Here is a 24614-nt window from a genome sequence, read left to right on the forward strand (position 1 = left end):
GCCGTCATGCCCCGACAGATCGGCGGGTTACGCTGCGCTAACCCGCTCTGCGCATCGGCGCGTCACCCCAGCAGATCGTCATACTCCGGATGCTTCTTCATGAAGCCCTGGATGAACTCGCACTTCACGACGAGCTTGATGCCCTGAGCGCGGACCGCATCGAGCGTCGCGCGGGCGAGTTTTGAGCCGATGCCGCGGCCGCCGAGCTCCGGGGGCACCTCGGTGTGAACCAGTGTGATCGTATCCGGCGTCTTGCGGTAGACCACGAAGGCGGTAGCGCCATCGACTTCGAGTTCGAACCGGCTCTGTGCCGGATTGTCGCGGAATGCTTCGCTCATTGTCTTGTCCTATTTGTTCTTTGCGCCCTCGGCCGCGGGAAACACCACGCGGTCGTCGGTGCGGCAGTAGCGGTCCGCGAACATGCGGCCGATCGGATGGTAGCGCTCCATGTGGACGCGCATCGCGTCACGGTCCCACAATTCGTCGCGGATGTGGAAATGGATGCCTTCGCCCATGATCAGCTGGCGATCGCCGTTGACGTCGATCAGCTTCCAGGTCTTGCACTCCATCGCGAAAGGCGCGTCGGCAAGCCGGGGCACCGCGATCCTGCTGGAGGGCGCGAGCTTCAGGCCGAGATAGTCGGGCTCGCCGATCTCGGGCGGGAAATCGCCCGAAGTCTCGTGCATCGCGCGCGCCAGTGGTTCGTCGGCGAGATTGACCACGAACTCGCCCAGGCGCTGGATATTGACCAGCGTGTCCTTCTCGCGGCCGTCGGGCCTTCGGTTGACCGCGAACATGCAGAGCGGCGGGTCCTCGCAGAACACGTTGAAGAACGAGAACGGCGCCGCGTTGACCACGCCTTCCGTGCCGAGGCTCGTCACCCAGGCGATCGGCCGCGGCAGCACGAAGGAGGTCAGCACCTTGTAGCGTTCGCGCTGGCTGAGGTCGCTTGGGGAATATTCCATGGGATGTCCGAAAACGTAGGGCGGGTTAGCGAAGCGTAATCCGCCGCGAGCGGACAAGAAAGTAAAAGGCGGGTTACGCTTGCGCTAACCCGCCTTACGATTTCACTTGTTCGTCTCCCCGCACGCGGGGAGGAGACGACAAGCTTACGTCATGCTCAGCTCGTGGCGGCCGACCACCATCCAGTGCACCTCGTCCGGACCGTCGGCGAAGCGCAGATGGCGGACGTCCTGGTACATTTCGCCGAGCGGGGACCATTGCGAGATGCCGGTGGCGCCGTGCATCTGGATCGCCTGGTCGATCACCTTGCAGGCGCGCTCGGGCACCATGGCCTTGACCATCGAGACCCAGACGCGGGCTTCCTTGTTGCCGAGCACGTCCATCGCCTTGGCGGCCTTCAGCACCATCAGCCGCATCGCCTCGATCTCGCAGCGCGCCTGGGCGATGATCTGCATGTTGCCGCCGAGATGGGCGATCTTCTTGCCGAACGCTTCGCGGGTGAGACCGCGCTGCACCATCATGTCGAGTGCCTTCTCGGCCTTGCCGATGGTGCGCATGCAGTGATGGATGCGGCCCGGGCCGAGGCGGACCTGCGAGATCTCGAAGCCGCGGCCTTCGCCGAGCAGCATGTTCTCCTTCGGCACCTTCACATTGTTGAAGCGCAGATGCATGTGGCCGCGCGGCGCGTGGTCATGGCCGAACACGTGCATCGGGCCCAGAATCTCGACGCCGGGGGTGTCGATCGGCACCAGGATCTGCGACTGCTGCTTGCTCGGCGCCGCGTCGGGATTGGTCTTCACCATCACGATCATGATCTTGCAGCGCGGATCGCCGGCGCCGGAGATGTAATACTTCTCGCCGTTGATCACCCACTCGTCGCCGACCAGCTTTGCGGTGGTCGAGATGTTCTTGGCATCGGAGGAGGCGACGTTCGGCTCGGTCATCGCATAGGCCGACCGGATCTCGCCGTTCAGCAGCGGCTTCAACCACTTCTCCTTCTGCGCCTTGGTGCCAACCCGCTCCAGCACCTCCATGTTGCCGGTGTCGGGCGCCGAGCAGTTCATGGTCTCGGAGGCCAGCGGGCTCTTGCCGAGCTCGGCGGCGATATAGGCGTAGTCGAGGTTGTTGAGGCCGTCGCCGGTTTCGGCGTCGGGCAGGAAGAAGTTCCAGAGACCGACTTCCTTCGCCTTGTCCTTGGCCTTCTGCAGGATCGCGAGCTGCTCGTCCGTGAAGCTCCAGCGGTCGGTCTTCTTCTCGCCGGCGCGATAGAACTCGACTGACATCGGGTCGACCGTGTCGCGGATGAACTGCTTCACATGGTCGTAGAGCGGACGGACCTTTTCCGACATGCGGAGGTCGTTGAGCTCGTCGCCAGGATTGAGCGTGTAGTTCGTGGTGCGCGGCACATAGGCATGCTTCATTGTCGTTTCTCCCGTCGCGAAGGCGCGTTTCGCGGCGGACAATAAACGCGTGCGACGCGAAGCGCGAGCACCGATTTTCCGATCATCCCTACCGCATCGCGGAATATCGCGACGGCGTTTCAAACGTTGTTTGAACGCCGCCGCGTACAGCGTGAAAGATTCCGGCGGATGCCGGTTAGGTCATCCGATGCATTGCGCAGATCTTGTTGCCGTCGAGGTCGCGCAGATAGGCGAGGTAGAGCTTGATGCCGCTGCCTTCCCGCACGCCCGGCGGGTCCTCGCAGGTCTTGCCGCCATTGGCGATGCCGGCCGCGTGCCAAGCCTCGACCTGCTCCGGCGAAGAGCAGGCAAAGCCGATCGTGCCGCCATTCGCGTGCGTCGCCGGTTCGCCGTTGATCGGCTTGGAAACCATGAAAATGCCGGCCTTGGTGAGGTACATAATGCGGTGACCGTCGACCCGGGCCGGCCGGACATCGAGCGTGCCGAGCAGCGCATCATAAAACGCCTTGGCCTTGTCCAGATCGTTGGTGCCAACCATCACGTGTGAAAACATCTGAAATATCCTCCCTGTTGTTGACCAAAGCCGCGTTGTTGCGTGCTTGCCGCTCGAACGCTTAGCAGCAGTTTTGCCGCGACGGAAGCGACGCTGCATCGCGCCGCGCACTCTCCTTTCGTCATTCCGGGGCGTGCGAAGCACGAGCCCGAAATCCATTCATCCACCTTTTGCTCGGGGCCCATGGGTGCGATCGGCGCCCGGCATTCCCTGCGCCCTCTGTTCAATCAGAGGAGTAAGTTAACGCAAGACTCGGACGCGCCAGTGCCGCGAGGATGCGGATGTATGATTCAATCTGGCACCACATATTCGATGTCGTCCCGGCAAGCGCAGCGCGACCCGGAGCCCATAACCACCGTTGCTCATTGCGTTACGACGCTGTGGCCCCAGCTTGCTTCAACAACGGCGTCCTGTGGTTGATGGTGTGGACGGCCCCCTACGGCATCAGTGTGCCAGAATGAGGTTGTTGTAAATCTCAGACAAGGAGACCGTCCGTGAGAGAGATTATCCGTATTGGGATGGATACGTCGAAGCATATTTTTGTGCTGCATGGAGTTGACGCGGCGGAACAGCCGGTGTTGCGCAAGAAGCTGTCGCGCAAGCAGGTGCTTGAGTTTTTTGCCAAGCTTCCGCCGACGGTGATCGGGATGGAGGCCTGCGGGGCGTCGCAATATTGGGCGCGCGAGCTTTCCAAGCTCGGTCACGAGGTGAAGCTGATGGCGCCGCAATTGGTTAAACCCTACGTGATGCGGAACAAGAATGACGGGCGTGATGCAGAAGGCCTGTGTGAGGCGGATGAGCCGGCCGAGCATGCGCTTTGTGCCGGTGAAGACGGCCGAGCAGCAGGCTGCGCTGATGCTGATGGGGGTCCGCGACGGACTGATCGCCCGGCGCACCCAATTGACCAACACGATCCGCGGCCATGCGGCGGAGTATGGCCTGATCGCGCCCAAGGGACTGGAGGCGATCGAACCACTGCTGGCGCGGATCGCGCAGGACGAGACGCTTCCCGCTCTGGCGCGCGAGCTGTTTGTCGTGCTGGGCCGGGAGTGCGTCAGGCTCGAGGGCGAGTTGGAGGTGGTTGAGGCCAGGCTGATGGCCTGGCACCGCGGCGATGCCACGGGCCGGCGCCTGGCTCAGATCCCCTCGGTCGGTCCGATCATTGCAACGATGCTGGTGATGAAGACACCTGATCCGGGCGCGTTCCGCTCCGGTCGTCACTTTGCGGCTTGGCTGGGATTGACACCCAAGGACCATTCCACCGCAGGCAAGACCAGGCTCGGCAAGATTACCCGGGCGGGCGATGAGGACCTGCGCCGTCTGCTGGTCGTCGGGGCCACGGCGGTGATCCAGCAGGCCAGGCGGGGGCGCGGTCATCACTCGCGCTGGCTGCTGGCGCTGATCAAGCGTAAGCCGCCGAAGCTTGCGGCCGTAGCGCTCGCCAACAAGGTGGCGCGCATCGTCTGGAAGCTGATGGTGACGGGTGAGAGTTATGACGCCGCACGGCTGAATGCCGCGACGACGGGTACCGCTTAACAGATTGGCCGGCTGGCGGGCTCGCTCGTCAGCCGACCCGGAGCTGCAAGAGCAGATGGAGCGATCGATCGAGCAACGATGCGAGACAATCCGTGGGACCCATCGGCCGTCAACAGGTCGCGTGGTTGTTTGGAACTCGCATCGCGCAAACCATCTTGGCCAGCGATCCATTCGATCGCACTCAACAGGCCGGACATATGGATGCAAGCGATCCGATCAATCCCAGAAAGCTCTTGTGCCACGGGGGCCGTCCACATATGGGTCCCGGCCTTTCGCCGGGACGACGGCGGTGAATGTGGCGGCCGCAGAAACTCAAAACGCCGTGTACCCGCCGTCGATCACGAAGCAGTCCGTCGTATGATAGGACGACGCCTTGCTCATGAGGTAGACGGCGATGCCGCCGAAATCGCTCGGCTCGCCGAAGCGGCGTACCGGGATGCGCGGCATCACATTGGCGACGAACTTGTCGTTGGCCATGATGCCGGCGGTCATGTCGCTCTTGATCCAGCCGGGCAGGATCGCATTCGCGGTGACGCCGTGGCGGGCAAGCTCGACGCCGAGTGCACGGCACAGCGCATTCAGCGCGGCCTTGGTGCCGGCATAGTGCTCGTTGCGGGCGGTGCCGAACAGCGAGGCAAGGCTCGAGGTCGCGACCAGCCTGCCGAACTTGTCGCCGGCCTCGGCGCGCTCCGTCATGTGGCGTGCCGCAGCCTGGAATACGTGAAACACGCCGTCGAGATTGGTCGCGAACATCTTGCGCCATTCCTCCTCGGTGCGGTCGATGAAGGAGCGGCGTCCGCCGCCGCCGATGCCGGCATTGGCGAAGCAGCCGTCGACGCGGCCGAAGGTGTCGAGCGTCGCCTTCATCGCGGTCTTGACCGAGCCGGGATCGGTGACGTCGCAGAATTGGGTTGCGACCTTGCCGGGCCCGGCCTTCATCGAGGCTGCGGCGTTGGCGTTTTTTTCCGCGTTGCGGCCCCAGATCGCGACGTTGCAGCCGGCGGCGTTCAGCGCCTGCGCGATGCCGAGGCCGATGCCGCCATTGCCGCCGGTGATGACAGCGACGCGGCCGGTGAGATCGAAGATGCCACTCATTGGGGTTTCCATTTGGTTTGGTGCGCGCTAATCACGCGTTCACGGATGGGCTTGCTGCCGACCATGGACAAGCCCGGCACAAAAATCAAATATGGGTCCAAATATAGGTCGACCCATCGACCTACTGCGGTACCAACCGCCGCAGCAACGTAAAGAGGAAACCATGCAGTTCAAGCACGTCACGCTCGACTTCGACGGATCGGTCGCGATCCTCAAGCTCGACCATCAGGAAGTCATGAACGCGGTCTCGATCGACATGCTGGGCGGCCTTGCCGAGGCGCTCGATGCGATCGACGACAAGCGCGACGAGGTGCGCTGCCTGGTGATCACCGGTGTGGGCCGCGCCTTCTGCACCGGCGCCAATCTGCAGGGCCGCAACCAGCAGCAGAAGCCCGGCAAGAGCAACGCCGGCGCAGCACTGGAGACCGCGTTCCACCCGTTCCTGCGCCGATTGCGTAAGCTGCACTGTCCGATCGTGACCGCGGTGAACGGTCCGGCCGCCGGCGCCGGCATGAGCTTCGCCTTGATGGGCGACCTCATCCTGTGCGCGCGCTCGTCCTATTTCCTGCAGGCTTTCCGCCGCATCGGCCTGGTGCCGGATTGCGGCTCGACCTGGCTGCTGCCGCGGCTGATCGGCAAGGCGCGCTCGGTCGAGCTGTCGCTACTCGGCGAGCGGCTGCCGGCCGAGAAGGCGCTGGAATGGGGTCTCGTCAACCGCGTCTATGACGATGGCGCGCTGATGGAGGAGACCATGAAGCTCGCGCACGATCTCGCCAATGGTCCGACGGTCGCGCTGTCGCTGATCCGCAAGCTCTATTGGGACAGTCCGGAAAACACCCTCGAGGATCAGCTCAATCTTGAATTCGAGTCGCAGCGGATCGCTGGCCGCGCCGAGGACTTCAAGGAAGGTGTCACCGCATTCCTCGAGAAGCGGCCGGCGAAGTTCAAGGGCAAATGATCGAGACCGAACTCACCCGCTGCGTTGCCGCGTTTCATCCGGGTGCGACCGGCGTCACCGGCGCCGCGAAGCTCTCCGGCGGCGCCAGCCAGGAGACCTGGACGTTCGACATCGTGCACCCGAACGGCACTATCGGCGCGATCCTGCGCCGCGCGCCGCCGGGTTACGGTGCCGCGCCGGGCCGCGCCGCCGGCCTCGATGCCGAGGCCACGCTGATGCAGCTCGCACATGACGCGGGCCTGCCGTCGCCGAAGGTGATGCATGTGCTGAGGCCGGAGGACGGCCTTGGCCGCGGCTTCATCATGGCTCGTGTCGAGGGCGAGACCATCGCGCGGAAAATTTTGCGCGACGAGGAATTTGCCAAGGCGCGGCCGATGCTGGCGCGCCAGCTCGGTCGCGTCATCGCCGGCATCCACAGCCTGCCGCAGGCCAAGCTGCCGAAGCTGCGCGGCCTGACGGCGACCAGGGAAATCGAGGATCTCGCCCGCGAGTATCACAGCTTCAACTGGCCGCGGCCGGTGTTCGAGCTGGCGCTGCGCTGGCTGCGCGATCACGATCCCGGTCCGTCGTCCGAGATGACGCTGGTGCATGGCGATTTTCGCCACGGCAATCTGATCATCGGCCCCGACGGGGTGCGCGCGGTGCTCGACTGGGAGCTTGCGCATACCGGCGATCCCATGGAGGATCTCGGCTGGATCTGCGTCAACTCGTGGCGCTTCGGCGAGATCGACAAGCCGGTCGGCGGCTTCGGCTCTCGCGAAGACCTGTTCGCTGGCTATGAAGATGCCGGCCGCAAGGCCGACCCCGACCGCGTGATGTTCTGGGAAGTGATGGGCACGCTGCGCTGGGGCGTGATGTGCTGCGGCATGATGCAGCGCTTCCGTCTGGGCCCGGATCACTCGATGGAGCGCGCGATGATCGGGCGGCGCGCATCGGAGACCGAAATCGATCTGCTTAGGCTGCTTGCTCCGCGAGGAAAGTGAGATGCAGGACGAACCGACACCCACCGAACTGATCAAGGCCGTCGCCGATTTCCTGCGCAACGAGATCGCACCCGCGATCAAGGGGCACAACAGCTTCAAGCTGCGCGTCGGCATCAATGCGCTCGATCTGGTGACGCGGCAGCTCGCGCTCGCCGAGGCAGGCGATGCGACCGAGGCCGCGCGGCTGAAGGCGCTGCTCGACACGGATGGCACGCTGATGGAGCTAAACCGCGCGCTGTCGGAGAAGATCGCAAGCGGCGAGGTTGATCTGAAGACACCCGGGCTATCCGAGCATCTCTGGCAGACCACGATGGACAAGCTCGCCGTCGATCAGCCGAACTACGCGTCGTATAAGAGGGAACTCGGAAAGTAGGATGGGTTTCGCTGCGCTCTACCCATCCTAGCCACTGTCATTCCGGGGCGCCGCAAAGCGGCGAGCCCGGAATGACGGGAGAGGGGATTAGCTTACCGTCCCAGCCACTTCGGCGGACGCTTCTCCGAAAACGCCTTCGGGCCCTCGATGTAATCCTGCGAGGCGGCCATCGCCTTCACCGCCGGATACTCGCGCTGCTCGGCCAGCGCCTGCTCCAGCGAGACTTCGAGGCCCTTCTGGATCGCCTGCTTGGAGGCGCGGATCGACATCGGCGAGTTCTTGGCGATGGTCTCGGCCCAGCGCTCGGCGGCGGCCAGCGCCTCGCCCTGCGGCACCACTTCATTGACGAAGCCGAGCTCGAGACCCTCCTTGGCGCTGACATGGCGCGCGGTCAGGATCATGCCCATGGCGCGCTTCAGCCCGATCTGGCGCGGCAAGCGGTGGACTCCGCCAGCGAGTGCCGCAAGGCCGACGCGCGGCTCGGGCAGGGCGAAGGTCGCATTCTCGGAGGCGATGATCAGGTCGCAGGCCAGCGCGATCTCGAACCCGCCGCCCATCGCGACGCCATTGACGGCGGCGATGATCGGCTTGTCGCAGTCGAAGCGGCTGGTCAGCCCGGCGAAGCCGCCCTTGTCCCAGCCGCGCTTGCCGCCGGCGGCCTGCCATTTCAGGTCGTTGCCGGCGCAGAACGCCTTGTCGCCGGCGCCGGTGACGATCGCGACCCACTGCTCGGGATCGGCGGAGAAGTCGTCGAACACCTTGTTGAGCTCGAAATGCGCGTCGATATGCAGCGCATTGTAAACCTCGGGCCGCGACAGCGTCACGATGGTGATGGGACCCTTGCGCGTCACCTTGGAGAATTTCAGATCCATGTTTGCTCCCGTCGATTTTCTGCGGCGAAGAATATGGCTGATATCCTACCGCCTGCACCTCGTTCCGCGCCATCCAATTACGCAACGCGACCGCGCGTGCAAGCCTCGTCGGCCTGCTTGACTTGGCGGCGTGCTTCTCACCTTAATCGATCCGAACGCGCCTGTGCGATAGCGCCTAAACGCAAAACCAGAATCAACAATATCTTCGGGAGTGACCGCCTTGGATTTCAACCTGCCGGCTGACCTGACAGCCTATCTCGCCGAGCTCGATCGCTTCATCGAACGCGAGGTCAAGCCGCTGGAAGCGGCTGACGACAACATCCGCTTCTTCGACCATCGTCGCGAATGGGCGCGCACCGATTTCGACAAGGGCGGCCTGCCGCGCCATGAATGGGAATTGCTGCTGCGCAAGGTCAAGAACCTGGCCGATGCAGCGGGTCATCTGCGCTTCGCGATCCCGAAGCGTTACGGCGGCAAGGACGGCTCCAATCTCTGGATGGCTGTGATCCGCGAGCATTTTGCCTCGAAAGGTCTCGGCCTGCACAACGACCTGCAGAACGAGCACTCGATCGTCGGCAATCTTCCGCTGGTCACCATGCTCGATCGCTATGGAACCGACGAGCAGAAGGCGATGATCGACGGCTCGATCACCGGCAAGTACCGCATCACGTTTGGTCTTACGGAACCCGAGCACGGCTCCGACGCCACGCACATGGAGACCAGGGCGGTGCAGGCCACCCGCGACAACGTCAAGGGCTGGATCATCAATGGCGAGAAGATGTGGACCACCGGCATGCATGTCGCCACCCACTGCGCGCTGTTTGCCCGCACCTCCGGTAATGACGGCGACGCCCGCGGCATCAGCTGCTTCCTGGTGCCGGCGAAATCGCCGGGCGTGAAGGTCGAGGAGTACATGTGGACCTTCAACATGCCGACCGATCATCCGCGCGTCAGCTTCACTGACGTGTTCGTGCCAGAGGATGCGCAGTTCGGCGAGGTCGGCCGCGGCCTGTCGCTGGCGCAATGCTTCGTGCACGAGAACCGCATCCGCCAGGCGGCAAGCTCGCTCGGCGCTGCGGTCTATTGCATTAATGAAAGTGTGAAGTATGCCCGCGAGCGAAAACCGTTCGGCAAGGCGCTCGCCGAGAACCAGGCGATCCAGTGGCCGCTGGTCGAGCTCGCGACCCAGGCCGAGATGCTGCGGCTGTTGATCCGCAAGACCGCCTGGGAAATGGACCAGCTCACCCAGGCGCAGGTCGAGCACACGCTGTCGGACCGGGTCTCGATGTGCAATTTCTGGGCGAACCGTCTGTGCTGCGAAGCCGCCGACCGCGCGATGCAGGTGCATGGCGGCATGGGCTATTCGCGTCACAAGCCGTTCGAGCACATCTACCGCCACCACCGCCGCTATCGCATCACCGAAGGCAGCGAGGAGATCCAGAAGCGCAAGGTGGCGGGCTTCCTGTTCGGCTACATGGGCGCCGGCAAGCATTGAGGCAATAACCGGGGAGGCGGCACGACATGGAAGGTGGATGCACCTGCAGAAACATCCGCTACCGCCTCATCGGCAGGCCGTTGATCGTGCATGCCTGCCATTGCACATGGTGCCAGCGGGAGACCGGCACCGTGCACGCGCTCAATGCGATGTACGAGGCCGAGCGGGTCGAGCACCTCGCGGCCGAGCCCGACATCGTGGACACGCCGTCGGCGAGCGGCAAGGGGCAGAAGATCGCCCGCTGCCCGCGCTGCAAGGTCGCGGTCTGGAGCAATTATCCGGGCGCTGGGCCGGCGGTGCGGTTCGTCCGCGTCGGCACGCTGGATGATCCGAGCCTGTGCCCGCCTGATGTCCACATCTTCACGTCGTCCAAGCAGCCCTGGGTCACATTCCCGCCGGGCGCCAAGGTGTTCGCCGAATATTACGATCGGAGAGACATCTGGCCGGAGGAAGCGCAGGAGCGCTGGCGCGTCCTGCAGGAGAGGATGAAGAAAGGTTGAAGAGCGCTTCTCTTTCGTCGTCGTCCCGGCCTTCGCCGGGACGGCAGGGGAGGTTAGTTCACCTGCCGGTCCTTGCCCGCCCAATACGGTTCACGCAGGCTCCGCCGCAGGATCTTGCCAGACGGGTTGCGCGGCAGCGCGGGGATGAAGTCGACCGATTTCGGCGTCTTGTAGCCGGCGATCCGCTCACGGGTGAAGTGGATGATGTCGGTCGCGGTCGCGCTCTTGCCCGGCTTCATCACCACCACCGCCTTCACCGCCTCGCCCCATTTGTCGTCGGGGATACCGATCACGGCGGCCTCAGCCACGTCAGGGTGGTCGCACAGCGCGCTCTCGACTTCGGCCGGGTAGATGTTCTCGCCGCCGGAGATGATCATGTCCTTGATGCGGTCGTGGATGTAGAGATAGCCGTCACTGTCCATGTAGCCGGCATCGCCGGTGCGCAGCCAGCCGTCGCTATCGATGGTCCGCGCGGTGGCCTCGGGCAGATTCCAGTAGCCGGCCATATTGGAGCCGGAGCGGGTGGCGATCTCGCCGACTTGGCCCGGCGGCAGCGGCTTGCCATCCGGATCGAGGATCGCAAGCTCGATGCCGGGCAGCGCCTTGCCGGCGGAGCGCATGCGGTCGAGCCCCTCGACATGATCCTCTGGCGGCAGCGCGACGATGGTCCCGGTGGTCTCGGTCATGCCGTACATCTGCACGAAGCCGCATTTGAAGACTTCAATGCACTCCTTCAGCAGCGCCGCCGGGATCGGGGAGGCGCCATAGAGCATGTATTTCAGGCGCGAGAAGTCGACCTGCCGCGCGCGCGGCTGCCGCACCACGAATTGCATCGCGGCCGGCACCATGAACAGCTTGGTGATGCCGGACTGCTCGAAGAAGTCGAGCACCTTGGTTGGGTCGAACTCGCGGGCGATCACGCCGCGGGCGCCATGATAGAGCCCCATCACGCCCCAGCCGGAGCCGCCGATGTGGAAGATCGGCATCGCGACCAGCGAAACGTCGTCGGTGGTCCACCGGTTCCATTCCGGCTTTTCGGCCTCGTTGCCGCTCTGCACCAGATTGAGGAAGTTGGCGTGCGACAGCATCGCGCCCTTCGGCTTGCCCGTGGTGCCCGAGGTATAGAGCTGGATCGCGATGTCTTTCGGCTCGATCGCGATGCGTGGGTCGTCGCCGCTCTGCGCGTCGCGCCAGGCGAGATAGTCGGGCCATTCCGGCGCCCCGCCCTCGGTGGTGATGACGGTGCGGACGCTGGGCAGCTTGTCCCTGATGCTGCGCGCCTGCGTGATGAATTCGGGGCCGACGAACAGGACCGGTGCCTTGCAGTCGTCGACGATGAAGGCGACCTCGGGGCCTGCGAGGCGCCAGTTCACCGGCGCCATCACCACGCCGGCTTTCATCGCACCCATCAGCAGTTCGAAATAGAAGTCGCTGTTCTTGCCGAGATAGGCGATCCGCTCGCCCTTCTTGATGCCCATCGCGAGCAGCGCGTTGGCGACGCGGTTGGTCTTGATGTCGAACTCGGCGAAGGAGGTCTGCCGGCCCTCGAACTCATAGGCCAGCGCATCGCCGCGGCTTGTCGCGCGGTCGCGCACCATGTCGGCGAGGTTGCTCAGTTTCGGCGCGTCGGACATGTTTCCCCCGTGACGTCTTGCTTTGGTTGCGCGGAGTTTGGCGGCATCGCGCGGGAAAAACAATACGGAGGAAGTGGCCGCGCTATTTCAACATCGTCGTCCCGGCGAAGGCCGGGACCCATACCCACGAATGCAATTGTGGCGCGACGCTGGGACCCCAGCGAGCTCAACGGTGCGGAGCGATGGCTATGGGTCCCGGCCTTCGCCGGGACGACTATGGTGGTTGAGGCGCAAACGCGGGCTTCAGCCCCGCGCCGCGCGATCCTTCTCGTTCTGGGCCTTGATCGACTCGCGCGCCTTGGTCCAGTCGTCGTCGCTCCAGTCACGCAGCTGATAGAAATTGCCATTGCCGCCCATTGCGAGCGCCTGCGCGCCGTCCATGGCGATCGTCTCGCCGTTGATCCAGTCGCAGCCGCCGGAGATCAGGAACACCGCAAGGTTCTGCAACTCCTCCATGGTGCCGACCCGGCCCATCGGGTTCATCGCCTTGGTCCGCGCGCCGGCCTCGTCGCCGGGCTTGATGCGCTTGCTCATGCCCTCGGTCGGGATCTCGCCAGGCGCGATGGTGTTGAGGCGGATGCCGTGGCGGCCCCATTCGACCGCAAGCGACATGGTCATGGCATGGATCGCCGACTTGCTCATCGCCGACGGTACCACGTAAGGCGAGCCGTTGCGCACCCAGGTCACGGTGATCGACACCACATTGCCGCGATGCCCGCCGGCGATCCAGCGCCGGCCCACCGCGTGCGTCACATAGAAGGTGCCGTGCATCACGATGTTAGCCACTGCATCGAACCCTCGCGCGGAGAGCTCTTCCGAGCGCGAGATGAAGTTGCCGGCAGCGTTGTTGATAAGATCGGTGAGGGGACCGCTGGTGGTCCAGATCGCCTCGATCATCTCGTCGACCGCCATCGCATTGCGGATATCGACGCCGTGGCTGACCACGCGCCCGCCATGCTCGGCCATCAACTCGGTGGCGGTTTCGTCGCAGACGCTCTTGCGGCGGCCGCAGATATGCACCTCGGCCCCGAGCTGCAGGAACCGCGAGGCCATGGCCTTGCCGAGGCCGGTGCCACCACCGGTTACCAGCATGCGCCGCCCGGCAAGAAGCTGATCAGAGAACATCGTTTCCTCCACGGGGGTTGTCAGTTAATTGGTCGATTGACTAAAAGCGGACAACGGCCTTTGTGTAAAGCGCCAACTCAGGGAACAAAGCGGAGGGAATGATGGAAGATCGCGTTTCGATATCGATTTCAGACGGTATCGCCGATGTCCGCCTGGTGCGGGCGGACAAGATGAACGCGCTCGATGCCGCGATGTTCGAGGCATTGGTCGGCGCAACCGACCGGCTTTCCAAGGAAAAAGCCGTCCGGGTGGTCGTGCTCTCCGGCGAGGGACGGGCCTTCTGCGCCGGCCTGGACATGGGCCGGTTCGCTGCCATGAAGGACGGCGGTAACGGAGTGCCGGGCGGTGAAAGCCGCGATCTCACCATCCGCACCCATGGCAAAGCCAATTTCGCGCAGCAAGCGGTCTGGGGCTGGCGCCAGCTTCCGGTGCCCGTGATCGCCGCGGTCCATGGCGTCGCGTTCGGCGGCGGCTTCCAGCTCGCGCTCGGCGCCGACATGCGCTTCCTGTCGCCGGATGCGCGGATGTCGATCATGGAGATCAAATGGGGCCTCGTCCCCGACATGGCCGGCACGCCGATCCTCGCGAGCCTCGTGCGCGACGATATCCTGCGCGAGCTCACCTTTACCGGCCGGATCTTCTCGGCGCAGGAAGCCCAGAGCTACGGCCTCGCCACCCGAGTCTGCGACGATCCGCGCGCCGCCGCGCTCGAGGTCGCGCGGCGAGATCGCCGGCAAGAGCCCGGATGCGATCCGTGCCGCGAAGCGGATGCTGAACAATCTGTCGGTCGATCCGGCCGCCGCGCTGCTTGCGGAATCCGTCGAGCAGCAGAAGTTGCTCGGCAGTCCGAACCAGACCGAATCCGTGCGCGCCAATCTGGAGAAGCGCGCGCCGAGGTTTGCGGATGCGGGGTAGCGACCGCCGCGTCATTCCGGGGCGATGTGCGGCATCGAACCCGGAATCTCGAGATTCCGGGTCTGGTCCTTCGGACCATCCCGGAATGACCACGTAACCCGACGAGAGATCGGATCAAGACAAAATGGAAACGTCCCAGCCCTTCCTTGGCATTATCAGCAGCGGTCGCCGTCGCGATCACGCTGCGGTCGCCGAGCGCACCGATCGCATTGCGAGCGGCCTGAACAAGTTCGGTGTCAAGCCGGGCGACAGCGTCTGCATGCTGATGCGCAACGACATCGCCTTCATCGAGGCGGCCTACGCGGCGATGCGGCTCGGCGCCTATGGCGTGCCGATCAACTGGCATTTCAAGCCGGAGGAGATCAACTACGTGCTGACGGATTCCGGCACGCGCGTCCTGATCGGCCATGCCGACATGCTGCATCCGCTGCGCGGCGCGATCCCGCCCTATGTCATCGTGCTCAGCGTGCCGACGCCCCCGGAAATCCTCGCCAACTACAAGATCAATCCCGATCACCTCGCGACGCCCGACTTCGCGATCGATTTCGAATCCTGGCTGGCGCAGTTCCCGCGCTATGACGGCCCTGTGGTGCCGCAGCCGCAGAACATGATCTACACCTCGGGCACGACAGGCCATCCGAAGGGCGTGCGCCGCTTCGCGCCGACGCCGGAGCAGACCGCCAATGCGGAAGCGATGCGCGGGATGATCTACGGCCTGAGGCCGGGAGCACGAGCGATCCTGCCGGGACCGCTCTACCATTCGGCGCCCAATTCCTTTGGGCTGCGTTCCGGCAAGCTCGGCGGCGCGCTGGTGCTGATGCCGCGTTTCGACGCGGAGGAATTTCTACAGCTGATCGAGCGCGAGAAGATCGACACTATCTTCATGGTGCCGACGATGTTCATCCGCCTGATGAAGCTGCCGGAGGAGGTGCGCCGGAAGTACGACATGTCGTCGCTGCGCCACATCATCCATGCCGCCGCGCCCTGTCCGCCCGACGTCAAGCGCGCCATGATCGAATGGTGGGGACCGGTGATCTACGAATTCTACGGCTCGACCGAGTCAGGTGCGGTGACGTTCGCTAATTCCGAGGACGCGCTGAAGAAGCCCGGCACGGTCGGAAAGATCTCGCCCGGCGCCGAGCTTCGCTTCATCGGCGACGACGGCAAGGAGGTGCCGCAGGGGCAGATCGGCGAGATCTACTCGCGGATCGCGGGCAATCCCGATTTCACCTATCACAACAAGTCCGAGAAACGCGCCGAGATCGACCGGCAGGGATTCATCACCTCGGGCGACGTCGGCTATATCGACGCGGACGGCTACGTCTTCATCTGCGACCGCAAGCGCGACATGGTGATATCAGGCGGCGTCAACATCTATCCGGCCGAGATCGAGGCCGTGCTGCATGCGGTGCCCGGCGTACATGATTGTGCGGTGTTCGGCATTCCCGACGCCGAGTTCGGCGAAGCGCTGATGGCGGTGGTCGAGCCGCAGCCCGGCGTCACGCTCGACATCGCCTCCGTCCGCGCCCAGCTCAAGACCGCGCTCGCCGACTACAAGGTGCCCAAGCACATCGAGATCCAGACCAATTTGCCGCGGGAGGATTCCGGAAAAATCTTCAAGCGCCGGCTGCGCGATCCGTATTGGGAACGGGCGGGGCGGAGGATCTAGGGCCGCAAACTTGCTGTCGTCCCGGGCAAGCGAAGCGCGACCCGTTACCTATAACCACCGATTTCCCCGTTGCGCGAGCTGCGGCCCCGTCTGATGCCAACCTCGGATATCGGTGGTTATGGTTCCCTGCTTTCGCAGGGACGACGGCCGAGTGTGCACCGCTTCCAAGTTCATCTTGCGCTGCGGAAAAAAAAGCGCACACTCCCGAGGAACCCGGCAGCCTCTGGAGTAGCCCGCCATGTCACCCCAGACCATGCCTTCCGACACCGACATCGGTGCCAGGAGTGCCGCAGAAGCCAGTCTCCTTGAGAAGGCGGCACAAGAGGAGGATGCACGGCTCCGGAACGACATCCGGCTCCTGGGGCGCGTGCTGGGCGACACCGTGCGCGACCAGGAAGGGACCGACGTGTTCGACCTGGTCGAGCGCATCCGCCAGACCTCGGTCCGGTTCCATCGCGACGAGGACAAGCTGGCGCGGCGGGAGCTGGAAGGCATCCTCGACGGCATGTCGATTGCCGAGACGCTGCAGATCGTCCGCGCCTTCAGCTATTTCTCCCACCTCGCCAACATTGCCGAGGACCAGAACAACATTCGCCAGATGCGCAGCCGCGGCCCCAGCGGGGCGCCGCGGCCGAGCACGCTGGAGCAGACGCTGGTCCATGCCCGCCAGGCCGGCATCAGCCCGGCCGACCTGCGCAGCTTCTTCAAGAACGCGCTGGTCAGCCCGGTATTGACCGCGCATCCGACCGAGGTGCGCCGCAAGAGCACGATGGACCGCGAGATGGAGATCGCCCACCTGCTCGACCGCCGCGAGCGGCTGCAGATGACGCCGGAGGAGAGCGAAGCCAGCGATGAGCAGCTGCGCCGCGCGGTCGTGACGCTGTGGCAGACCAATCTGCTCCGCCGGACCAAGCTGACCGTGCTCGACGAGGTCGCCAACGGCCTGTCGTTCTACGATTACACCTTCCTGCAGGAAGTCCCGCGCGTGCATTGCGCACTGGAGGACCGCCTGATCAACGAAGGCGGCGAGGCGGGCGAACTCGCCTCGTTCCTCCGGATGGGAAGCTGGATCGGCGGCGACCGCGACGGCAATCCGTTCGTCACTGCGGAGGTGATGCGCGGCACGCTGCGGCTGCAGTCGAGCCGGGTCCTCAGCTTCTATCTCGAACAGCTGCATACGCTCGGCGCCGAGCTGTCGCTCGCGGCACATCTCGCCGACATCTCGGACGAATTGCGCATCCTCGCCGAGCGCTCGCCCGACACCTCTCCGCATCGGAGCGGCGAGCCGTATCGTCTGGCGGTATCCGGCATCTATGCGCGGCTCGCGGCGACCGCCATGCGGCTCGAGGTCGAGACCACGCGGCCGCCGGTCGGCAAGGCCGAACCCTATGCGAGCGTGAATGAGTTCCAGGCCGATCTCGACGTGCTCAATCGCTCGCTGATCGCGAACAATTCGGGCGTGATCGCGCGCGGCCGGCTGCGGCAGTTGCGGCGCGCGGTGGATTGCTTCGGCTTCCATCTGGCGCGGCTCGACATCCGCCAGAACTCGGCGGTGCATGAACGCACCATCGCCGAGCTGCTCGACACCGCAAATCCCGGCATGTCCTATCTGGCGCTCGGCGAGGACGCGCGCGTCAGCCTGCTGCTCGGCGAATTGCGCAACGCGCGGCCGCTGGCCTCGCCCTTCGTCAAATATTCCGAGGAGACCCAGAGCGAGCTCGCCGTGTTTCGCGCCGCGGCCGAGGCGCATGCCAAGTTCGGCCCGGAGGTGATCCCCCAGTGCATCATCTCGATGTGCAAGGGCATGTCCGACATGCTCGAGGTGGCGGTGCTGCTGAAGGAGGTCGGGCTGGTCAATCCGTCCGGCCGCAGCGCCATCAACATCGTGCCGCTGTTCGAGACCATCGAGGATCTGCAGGCCTCGAGCGGCATCATGGACCGCATGCTGGTGCTGCACGACTATCGCAAGCTCGTCGACAGCCTCGGCAGCGTGCAGGAGGTGATGCTCGGCTATTCCGACAGCAACAAGGATGGCGGCTTCGTCACCTCGGGCTGGGAGCTCTACAAGGCCGAGATCGGCCTCGTCGAGGTGTTCGAGCGCCACGGCGTGCGGCTGCGCCTGTTCCACGGCCGCGGCGGTTCGGTTGGCCGCGGCGGCGGCCCGAGCTATGATGCGATCATCGCGCAGCCCGGCGGCGCGGTGAACGGCCAGATCCGCATCACCGAGCAGGGCGAGATCATCTCCTCGAAATATTCCAATGCCGAGGTCGGCCGCAGCAATCTGGAGATTCTCGCGGCGGCAACGCTCGAGACCAGCCTGTTGCAGCCGCGGCAGAGCGCGCCACGCCGCGAATATCTCAAGGCGATGGAGGAAATTTCCGCGCTCGCGTTCAAGGCCTATCGCGGTCTCGTCTATGAGACCGAAGGCTTCGCCGACTATTTCTGGGGCTCGACCGTCATCAACGAGATCGCGACCTTGAACATCGGCAGCCGTCCGGCCTCGCGCAAGAAGACCCGCGAGATCGAGGACCTGCGCGCCATTCCCTGGGTGTTCTCCTGGGCGCAATGCCGGCTGATGCTGCCGGGCTGGTATGGCTTCGGCAGCGCCGTCGAGACCTGGATTGCCGAGCATCCCGAGCAAGGCATGCCGTTCCTGCAGGAGCTCTACAGGCAATGGCCGTTCTTCCGGACGCTGCTCTCCAACATGGACATGGTGCTGGCGAAGAGCTCGATCGCGATCGCCTCGCGCTATGCTGAGCTGGTGCCCGACGTCGCGCTGCGCGAGAAGATCTTCGGCCAGATCCGCCGCGAGTGGCATCTTGCGATCGAGACGCTGCTCGACATCATGGGCCACGACCGGCTGCTGCAGGGCAACCCGCTGCTGGAACGCGGCATTCGCAACCGCTTCCCCTATCTCGACCCGCTCAACCACGTGCAGGTGGAGCTGTTGAAGGAGCACCGCGCGCAGAACCCGGACGAGCAGGTGCTGCGCGGGATTCAGATCACGATCAACGGGATCTCGGCCGGGTTGCGGAATAGCGGCTAGCCACAGTGTCGTCCCGGCGAAAGCAGGGACGACAGCGTGTTTACCTCAGCAATTATGCGCGCCTCTGGTCTCGACATAGACCGCGTAGAGCGACTGGCTTGCGGTCATGAACAGGCGGTTGCGCTTCTTGCCGCCGAAGGTGAGGTTGGCGCAGGTCTCCGGCAGCAGGATCTGGCCGATGCGCGCACCGTCGGGCGCGAACACCTGCACGCCGTCATAGCCCGGTCCGACCCAGCCGGCGCCGACCCAGATGTTGCCGTCGATGTCGACACGCATGCCGTCGGGGAAGCCTGACTTGCCGTCCAGCGTCATGTCGATCAGCGTGCGCGGGTTGGAGAGCTTGTCGCCGTTGAGGTCGTACTGCCAGACGATGTTCTTGGCGTTCGGATAGTGCGTGATGCCGGTGTCGCAGACATAGACCTTCTTGTAGTCGTGGCTGAAGGCGATGCCGTTCGGCTTGAACGGTTCGTCGGCAACCTTGGCGATCTGTCCGGTCGCGGCGTCGATGCGGTAGACAGCCTCCTTCTGGTAGGGCTGGTTCGAGCCGGTGTTGGCGCGCTGGCCCTCGTAGATCGAGATCGCGCCATAGCCGGGATCGGTGAACCAGATCGACTTGTCGTTGGGATGCACGACCATGTCGTTCGGCCCGTTGAGCTGCTTGCCGTTGGCCTGTTCCGCCAACGAGGTGACGGTTCCATCGTGCTCGTAGCGCACCAGCCGCGTGCGTTCGGCGGTGATCTGGCGGCCTTCGAAATCGAAGGTCGAGCCGTTGGCTTCGTTCGACGGCTTGTGGAACTGCTCGGAGATATGGCCGTCATCGTCGAGATAGCGCAACTGCCGGTTGGCCGGGATATCGCTCCACACCAGATACTGGCCCTGCGCGTTCCACGCCGGGCCTTCCGCCCAGAGGCAGCCGGTGTACAGCCGCTTGATCGCGGTGTTGCCGACCTTGGCCTTGAAGCGCTTGTCGTCGATCACGACGATATCCGGATCGGGATAACGCTGCGGCTCCGCATTGGGGCCGAAGTCGCGCGCGGCAGCATCGGATGCAGCCATCGCAGTTGCAGCAAGCGCAGTTGCGCCGCGCAAAATCATGGTTCGACGGTCGAACGCCTTCGCGCCGTCGCTCTCGTGTTTCGCTGTGTTGCTTGGATTTGTCACGAAAGTCCTCCCAGGCTTTTTGTTATCGGGAGAACGATCATGCGCCCGCAATTCGGGCACAATGCGGGCGCGCTATGAAGAAACAACCAAAGAGTGTGTCACCCCGGCCTCGTGCGCGATTGCGCACGGCGTTCGCCGAGGCGACTTTTCATAAAACTGTCAGATCGGATCCCAGGTGAAGACGTCGGCCGAGCGGTCGAGCTTGGCGAACGATCCCTTCAGCGCCGGCATGCCGTGCTCCGCGATGGTCTCGGGCGTCCAGCCTTCGCCGCGATGAACCGAGCGCACCGGACGATGCTGGCCGAACAGGAATATCTCGTTCATGCGCACGCCGAAGATCTGCCCGGTGACGTCCTTGGCGGCGTCGGAGAGCAGATAGGCGCAGACCGGCGCGATCTTCTCCGGGCCCATCTGCTTGATCTTCTCGACGAGCGCGCCTTCTCGGCGTCGGTCTCGGTCGGGATGGTGCCGATCATGCGGGTCCAGGCGAACGGCGACACGCAGTTCGAGCGCACGTTGAAGCGGCCCATGTCGAGCGCGATCGATTTCGACAGGCCTACGATGCCGAGCTTGGCGGCGGCGTAGTTGGCCTGGCCGTAATTGCCGATCAGGCCGGAGGTCGAGGTGAAGTGCACGAACGAGCCCGACTCCTGCTCGCGGTAGATGCGCGCAGCGGCGTGGCTGACGTAGAACGAGCCCATCAGATGCACCTTGATGACGGCCTCGAAGGCTTCCACGCTCATCTTGTGGAAGATCATGTCGCGCAGGATGCCGGCATTGTTGACGACGCCGTCGAGCCGGCCGAAATGATCGGTCGCGGTCTTCACGATCTTGCTGGCCGGGATCGCTTCCGCCACCGACTCGAAATTGGCGACGGCGGTGCCGCCGCGCTTCTTGATCTCCTCGACCACTTCCTCGGCGGGCGCAGCGCTCGAGCCGCCACCGTCGGCCGCGCCGCCGGGATCGTTGACCACGACCTTGGCGCCTTCCGCGGCGCAGAGCAGCGCGATCTCGCGGCCGATGCCGCGGCCCGCGCCGGTGACGATGATGACTTTATCCTGCAGTGATTTTGCCATGTGGGTTCTCCTGTGTTTTGTTGACCTCGCCCCGCTTGCGGGGGAGAGGTCGGATCGCATCGCAGAAGCGATCCGGGTGAGGGGGACTCTCCGCGAGTCCGAGTGTGTGGAAGCAGCCTCTCACCCCAACCCCCTCCCCGTAAGAACGGGGAGAGGGAGGAGGCGAGCAACTCGCTCATTTCTCGTTCGTAAAGATGATCGTGCCTGATGCGGCGAACATGCCGCCGACGCCGTGGCAGACCGAGATCTTCGCGTCCGGCACCTGCGCCGGCGCGATGCCGCGCATCTGCCGCACGCTCTCCTGCAATGCGTACATGCCGTACATGCCGGAGTGCATGTAGCTCAGCCCGCCGCCATTGGTGTTGAGCGGCAGCTTGCCGCCGGGGCGGGTGTTGCCGTCGGCGATGAACTTGCCGGTTTCCTCATGCGGCATGAAGCCGAGGTCGCCGAGGCCGTAGAGCGGCAAATGCGCGAAGGCGTCGTAGATCATCAGATGATCGACGTCCTTGTGGGCGATGCCGGCCTCCTTGAAGGCGAGCGGGCCCGCCACCTTGAAGGCGCGCGACGAGTCGAAGGTCTTCATCTGGCTGACCATCGGCGTTTCCACGCTCTCGCCGGTGCCGAGGATGTACACCGGCTTTTGCGGGAAATCCTTGGCGCGATCGGCCGAGGTCAGGATCAGCGCGCCGCCGCCGTCGGTGACGAGGCAGCATTGCAGCAGCCGGAACGGATAGGCGATCATCCGCGAGTTCAAAACGTCCGCGACTGTGATCGGATCCTTCATGGTCGCGCGCGGGTTCTTCGCCGCCCATTCGCGCTGCACGACGGCGACCATCGCCAACTGCTCATGCGTGATGCCGTGCGTCTTCATGAAACGCAGCACCGGAATCGGGAACATGCTCGGCGGCCCGTAGACGCCGAACGGCGATTCGAACTGGCCGTTCAGGCTGTCGGGTGCGGTGAAGCGCGGCTGCTTGCCGATCATCGACTTGCCGCTCTCGGCATGCGTGATCAGCACGGTCTTGCAGAGGCCGGCCTCGATCGCCGCAGCGGCGTGGCGGACATGCAGCATGAAGGAGCAGCCGCCGACCGAGGTGCCGTCGACCCAGGTCGGCGTGATGCCGAGATAGTGCGCCATCTGCTGCGGGGTCTCGACCGCGGTGGCGAAGCCGTCGATGTCGGACAGCTTCAGGCCGGCGTCCGCGATCGCATTCAGCGCCGCGTCCGCGTGCAGCTGGATCTGCGACATGTTCGGGATGACCCCGAGTTCTGTGGTTTCGGCCGCACCGACGACGGCAACCTGGTTCCTGCGCATTGCGTTACCCCTTTGCCGGGCGGAACAAAGGAAGGGTGATCTTGTCGTCGAGTGCCTCGAAGGCGACCTCGAGCGGCATGTCGAGCTCGAGCGCTTCCGGCGTCTGCGGACAATCGATGATGTTGCTCATCATGCGCGGACCTTCGTCGAGTTCGACGATGGCGATCGCATAAGGCGGCGTGAAGCCGGGTGCGGCGGGACGATGATTGATGACGTAGCTGTAGAGCTTGCCCTTGCCGCTGGCCTTGAAGACGGAGACCTTGCGCGAGGCACAGGAGGGGCAGAACGGCCGCGGCGGGAAGTAGACATTGGCGCAGGCGTCACAGCGCTGCAGGCGCAGCTCGCCGGCCTTGGTGCCGTCCCAGAAATGCTGGGTCTCAGGTGTCGGTTTTGGTTTCGCGCGCGCGGGCTCGGCCATGTCTGATGTCTCCTCCCGAAATCGTTACAGTCTTGATGCGCCATCGGACCAACGGCCGTCAACGGTCCATCCATGCCCCGCGCAGCGGCCTGTGTCCCGCGCATGCCGCATATTCCGCCCCTCGCACAATTGCTAAGGCCGCGATGCTTGTGTCGCTCCGGTCCGGCGCGTAGAAGGGCCGCGGTCCAAGATGCGTCGAAGACCGGTCCACAAGACGTCCAAGATACCCGGGAGGAATAATATCATGCTGAGGATCATCGGCGCGGCACTCGCTGCCAGCCTCGCATTTGCCACGCAGGCAATGGCCGCCGACGCACCGTCGGAGATCAAGATCGGCACGCTCTATGCGTCCTCGGGGCGCTACGCCTCGATCTCGATGCCGGTCTACAGCTCGCTCAAATTGTGGGTCGAGCAGAAGAACGCCGAGGGCGGCGTCTTCGTGAAGGCGTTCGACAAGAAGATCCCGATCAAGCTCGTCTCCTATGACGACCAGAGCAACACCGCGACCGCGTCGACGCTTTATAATCAGCTCGTCACCCAGGATAAGGTCGACCTCTTGGTCGCCGATTCCGGATCGGTGCTGACCGCGCCCGCGGTCGCAATCGCGCGCGACCACAAGATGTTCCTGTTCGACCAGACCGGCACCGGCGCGAGCTTCTTCTCCAAGGACAATCCCTACATCGCGCTGATGGCCGACCCGGTGTCGACGGTCTGGCCGAAGCCGGTGGCGGACTTCATCAGCCATGATGGCCCGGGCCTCGGCATCAAGAAGATCGCCATCCTCTACGCGACCAACGAGTTCACCGGCACCCAGGCCAACGCGTTCCGGAAGTTCGTCAAGGAGTCCGGCGCGCCGATCGAGATCGTCTACGACCAGGGCGTTCCGACCGAGACCACCAATTACAACGTCATCATCAACAACATCAGCAACACCAATCCCGACGCGGTGATCCATTTCGGCTACGCGCCGAACGACATCGCCTTCCTGCGCAACGTCCAGGACGTCGGCACCAAGTTCAAGATGCTGTTCGCGATCTATGCCGGTCTCGAGACCGAGCTGCTCGAGAAGAACGTCGGCGCCAAGGGCCTTGAGCACGTCTGGACCTATGTGCCGCCGTCCGAGCTGGACTACCCCGTCAATTTCGGGATGACCATGAAGGATTTCCGCGCCGCCTGGCTGAAGAAGTACAATGACGGCAAGATGGAGTTCGGCTTCAACGCGGTGGCGGGCTACACCACTGCGCTGGTGATCGAGAAGACGCTGTCGGTTGCGACCAGCCTCGAGCAGATGGAGCTGCGCCGGGCGGTGTTCTCGCTCAGCGGCCAGCTCAAGACCCTGGACGGCACCTTCGCGCTGGATGAGACCGGCGGCCAGATCGGCGAGTTGACGCCGCTCGGCCAGCTCACGGTCGACGAGCACGATCACATCAAGTTCGTCTCGATCTATCCGCACGAGACCGCCACCGGCAAGCCGATCTATCCGGCGCCGTGATGCAGGTGAGTGCG

19 protein-coding genes and 3 pseudogenes are annotated in these 24614 nt (G+C 64.3%); 10 read left to right on the top strand and 12 right to left on the bottom strand.

All coding sequences use genetic code 11. The features are described from left to right. Positions 1 to 62: 62 nt before the first annotated feature. The 4 genes from ACVWW1_RS44120 to ACVWW1_RS44135 form a co-directional block, all read right to left on the bottom strand. On the bottom strand, positions 63 to 338 hold the full coding sequence (locus ACVWW1_RS44120; protein WP_176532638.1) for a GNAT family N-acetyltransferase: 276 nt from the start codon (positions 336 to 338) through the stop codon (positions 63 to 65). Between the two features lie 9 nt (positions 339 to 347). After that, positions 348 to 965 carry a flavin reductase family protein gene (locus tag ACVWW1_RS44125; protein ID WP_456660213.1) on the bottom strand — a complete coding sequence of 206 codons (618 nt, stop codon included), beginning with the start codon at positions 963 to 965 and terminating at the stop codon, positions 348 to 350. A gap of 144 nt (positions 966 to 1109) precedes the next feature. Further along, positions 1110 to 2384, bottom strand: a complete 1275-nt coding sequence (locus ACVWW1_RS44130; protein WP_207836333.1) for an acyl-CoA dehydrogenase family protein — start codon at positions 2382 to 2384, stop codon at positions 1110 to 1112. 175 nt (positions 2385 to 2559) lie between these two features. Beyond that, positions 2560 to 2937 (bottom strand): VOC family protein, encoded by a 378-nt coding sequence (locus tag ACVWW1_RS44135; protein ID WP_207840799.1) that lies wholly within the window; start codon positions 2935 to 2937, stop codon positions 2560 to 2562. 494 nt (positions 2938 to 3431) lie between these two features. Here ACVWW1_RS44135 and ACVWW1_RS44140 point away from each other — a divergent pair. Next, positions 3432 to 4473, top strand: a pseudogene (locus ACVWW1_RS44140) (IS110 family RNA-guided transposase). 312 nt (positions 4474 to 4785) lie between these two features. Here the strand turns inward: ACVWW1_RS44140 and ACVWW1_RS44145 are convergent. Continuing rightward, positions 4786 to 5568 (bottom strand): SDR family NAD(P)-dependent oxidoreductase, encoded by a 783-nt coding sequence (locus tag ACVWW1_RS44145; protein WP_456660214.1) that lies wholly within the window; start codon positions 5566 to 5568, stop codon positions 4786 to 4788. Between the two features lie 163 nt (positions 5569 to 5731). On the opposite strand from ACVWW1_RS44145, the gene ACVWW1_RS44150 reads away from it, so the two are divergent. The 3 genes from ACVWW1_RS44150 to ACVWW1_RS44160 are packed head-to-tail and all read left to right on the top strand — an operon-like array spanning position 5732 to position 7882. Then, entirely contained in the window at positions 5732 to 6526 is a 795-nt protein-coding gene (locus ACVWW1_RS44150; protein ID WP_207836337.1) for an enoyl-CoA hydratase/isomerase, read from the top strand. Next, on the top strand, positions 6523 to 7509 hold the full coding sequence (locus ACVWW1_RS44155) for a phosphotransferase family protein (protein ID WP_456660215.1): 987 nt from the start codon (positions 6523 to 6525) through the stop codon (positions 7507 to 7509). Before ACVWW1_RS44150 ends, ACVWW1_RS44155 begins: the two co-directional genes overlap by 4 nt. 1 nt (position 7510) lies before the next feature. Then, positions 7511 to 7882 (top strand): DUF6285 domain-containing protein, encoded by a 372-nt coding sequence (locus ACVWW1_RS44160; RefSeq protein WP_456660216.1) that lies wholly within the window; start codon positions 7511 to 7513, stop codon positions 7880 to 7882. Between the two features lie 92 nt (positions 7883 to 7974). On the opposite strand, the gene ACVWW1_RS44165 is transcribed toward ACVWW1_RS44160, so the two are convergent. After that, complete coding sequence (locus ACVWW1_RS44165; RefSeq protein ID WP_097670526.1) at positions 7975 to 8754, bottom strand: enoyl-CoA hydratase-related protein; 780 nt, start codon at positions 8752 to 8754, stop codon at positions 7975 to 7977. Positions 8755 to 8974: 220 nt separating this feature from the next. On the opposite strand from ACVWW1_RS44165, the gene ACVWW1_RS44170 reads away from it, so the two are divergent. Both ACVWW1_RS44170 and ACVWW1_RS44175 read left to right on the top strand, forming a co-directional pair. Further along, entirely contained in the window at positions 8975 to 10249 is a 1275-nt protein-coding gene (locus tag ACVWW1_RS44170) for an acyl-CoA dehydrogenase family protein (RefSeq protein ID WP_456660217.1), read from the top strand. Positions 10250 to 10275: 26 nt separating this feature from the next. After that, positions 10276 to 10749, top strand: coding sequence for a GFA family protein (locus ACVWW1_RS44175; protein ID WP_456660218.1), 474 nt, complete (start codon positions 10276 to 10278; stop codon positions 10747 to 10749). Positions 10750 to 10802: 53 nt separating this feature from the next. Here ACVWW1_RS44175 and ACVWW1_RS44180 read toward each other — a convergent pair whose 3' ends face one another. Continuing rightward, entirely contained in the window at positions 10803 to 12383 is a 1581-nt protein-coding gene (locus ACVWW1_RS44180; RefSeq protein ID WP_456660219.1) for a fatty acid--CoA ligase, read from the bottom strand. A 243-nt stretch (positions 12384 to 12626) separates the two neighbouring features. Then, a complete protein-coding gene (locus tag ACVWW1_RS44185) occupies positions 12627 to 13508 on the bottom strand; it encodes an SDR family oxidoreductase (RefSeq protein WP_456660220.1) in 882 nt (293 codons plus the stop codon). A gap of 101 nt (positions 13509 to 13609) precedes the next feature. Here ACVWW1_RS44185 and ACVWW1_RS44190 point away from each other — a divergent pair. The 3 genes and pseudogenes from ACVWW1_RS44190 to ppc all read left to right on the top strand — a co-directional run bounded on the left by ACVWW1_RS44190 (position 13610) and on the right by ppc (position 19138). Continuing rightward, positions 13610 to 14423 (top strand): annotated as a pseudogene (locus ACVWW1_RS44190) (crotonase/enoyl-CoA hydratase family protein). A gap of 124 nt (positions 14424 to 14547) precedes the next feature. Continuing rightward, a complete protein-coding gene (locus ACVWW1_RS44195) occupies positions 14548 to 16092 on the top strand; it encodes an acyl-CoA synthetase (RefSeq protein WP_456660221.1) in 1545 nt (514 codons plus the stop codon). Between the two features lie 238 nt (positions 16093 to 16330). Then, positions 16331 to 19138: a phosphoenolpyruvate carboxylase gene (gene ppc, locus ACVWW1_RS44200; protein ID WP_456660222.1), complete on the top strand. Its 2808-nt coding sequence runs from the start codon at positions 16331 to 16333 to the stop codon at positions 19136 to 19138. Positions 19139 to 19183: 45 nt separating this feature from the next. On the opposite strand, the gene ACVWW1_RS44205 is transcribed toward ppc, so the two are convergent. The 4 genes and pseudogenes from ACVWW1_RS44205 to ACVWW1_RS44220 all read right to left on the bottom strand — a co-directional run bounded on the left by ACVWW1_RS44205 (position 19184) and on the right by ACVWW1_RS44220 (position 23108). Continuing rightward, positions 19184 to 20233: an SMP-30/gluconolactonase/LRE family protein gene (locus tag ACVWW1_RS44205; RefSeq protein ID WP_456660813.1), complete on the bottom strand. Its 1050-nt coding sequence runs from the start codon at positions 20231 to 20233 to the stop codon at positions 19184 to 19186. Between the two features lie 225 nt (positions 20234 to 20458). Next, positions 20459 to 21375: pseudogene (locus ACVWW1_RS44210) on the bottom strand (SDR family oxidoreductase). Between the two features lie 175 nt (positions 21376 to 21550). Further along, positions 21551 to 22690, bottom strand: a complete 1140-nt coding sequence (locus tag ACVWW1_RS44215) for a thiolase C-terminal domain-containing protein (RefSeq protein ID WP_456660223.1) — start codon at positions 22688 to 22690, stop codon at positions 21551 to 21553. A gap of 4 nt (positions 22691 to 22694) precedes the next feature. Further along, entirely contained in the window at positions 22695 to 23108 is a 414-nt protein-coding gene (locus ACVWW1_RS44220) for a Zn-ribbon domain-containing OB-fold protein (RefSeq protein WP_021079894.1), read from the bottom strand. Between the two features lie 244 nt (positions 23109 to 23352). On the opposite strand from ACVWW1_RS44220, the gene ACVWW1_RS44225 reads away from it, so the two are divergent. Further along, a complete protein-coding gene (locus ACVWW1_RS44225) occupies positions 23353 to 24600 on the top strand; it encodes an amino acid ABC transporter substrate-binding protein (RefSeq protein WP_456660224.1) in 1248 nt (415 codons plus the stop codon). Positions 24601 to 24614 lie beyond the last annotated feature (14 nt).

The sequence above is a fragment of the Bradyrhizobium sp. JR3.5 genome, assembly GCF_054057015.1.

Coding starts and splice junctions, on each gene's coding strand:
- ACVWW1_RS44205 (WP_456660813.1), bottom strand. CDS start 20,233: ATGATTTTGCGCGGCGCAACTGCGCTTGCTGCAACTGCGATGGCTGCA.
- ACVWW1_RS44180 (WP_456660219.1), bottom strand. CDS start 12,383: ATGTCCGACGCGCCGAAACTGAGCAACCTCGCCGACATGGTGCGCGAC.
- ACVWW1_RS44220 (WP_021079894.1), bottom strand. CDS start 23,108: ATGGCCGAGCCCGCGCGCGCGAAACCAAAACCGACACCTGAGACCCAG.
- ACVWW1_RS44120 (WP_176532638.1), bottom strand. CDS start 338: ATGAGCGAAGCATTCCGCGACAATCCGGCACAGAGCCGGTTCGAACTC.
- ACVWW1_RS44135 (WP_207840799.1), bottom strand. CDS start 2,937: ATGTTTTCACACGTGATGGTTGGCACCAACGATCTGGACAAGGCCAAG.
- ACVWW1_RS44130 (WP_207836333.1), bottom strand. CDS start 2,384: ATGAAGCATGCCTATGTGCCGCGCACCACGAACTACACGCTCAATCCT.
- ACVWW1_RS44155 (WP_456660215.1), top strand. CDS start 6,523: ATGATCGAGACCGAACTCACCCGCTGCGTTGCCGCGTTTCATCCGGGT.
- ACVWW1_RS44145 (WP_456660214.1), bottom strand. CDS start 5,568: ATGAGTGGCATCTTCGATCTCACCGGCCGCGTCGCTGTCATCACCGGC.
- ACVWW1_RS44185 (WP_456660220.1), bottom strand. CDS start 13,508: ATGTTCTCTGATCAGCTTCTTGCCGGGCGGCGCATGCTGGTAACCGGT.
- ppc (WP_456660222.1), top strand. CDS start 16,331: ATGTCACCCCAGACCATGCCTTCCGACACCGACATCGGTGCCAGGAGT.
- ACVWW1_RS44125 (WP_456660213.1), bottom strand. CDS start 965: ATGGAATATTCCCCAAGCGACCTCAGCCAGCGCGAACGCTACAAGGTG.
- ACVWW1_RS44215 (WP_456660223.1), bottom strand. CDS start 22,690: ATGCGCAGGAACCAGGTTGCCGTCGTCGGTGCGGCCGAAACCACAGAA.
- ACVWW1_RS44160 (WP_456660216.1), top strand. CDS start 7,511: ATGCAGGACGAACCGACACCCACCGAACTGATCAAGGCCGTCGCCGAT.
- ACVWW1_RS44225 (WP_456660224.1), top strand. CDS start 23,353: ATGCTGAGGATCATCGGCGCGGCACTCGCTGCCAGCCTCGCATTTGCC.
- ACVWW1_RS44175 (WP_456660218.1), top strand. CDS start 10,276: ATGGAAGGTGGATGCACCTGCAGAAACATCCGCTACCGCCTCATCGGC.
- ACVWW1_RS44195 (WP_456660221.1), top strand. CDS start 14,548: ATGGAAACGTCCCAGCCCTTCCTTGGCATTATCAGCAGCGGTCGCCGT.
- ACVWW1_RS44165 (WP_097670526.1), bottom strand. CDS start 8,754: ATGGATCTGAAATTCTCCAAGGTGACGCGCAAGGGTCCCATCACCATC.
- ACVWW1_RS44150 (WP_207836337.1), top strand. CDS start 5,732: ATGCAGTTCAAGCACGTCACGCTCGACTTCGACGGATCGGTCGCGATC.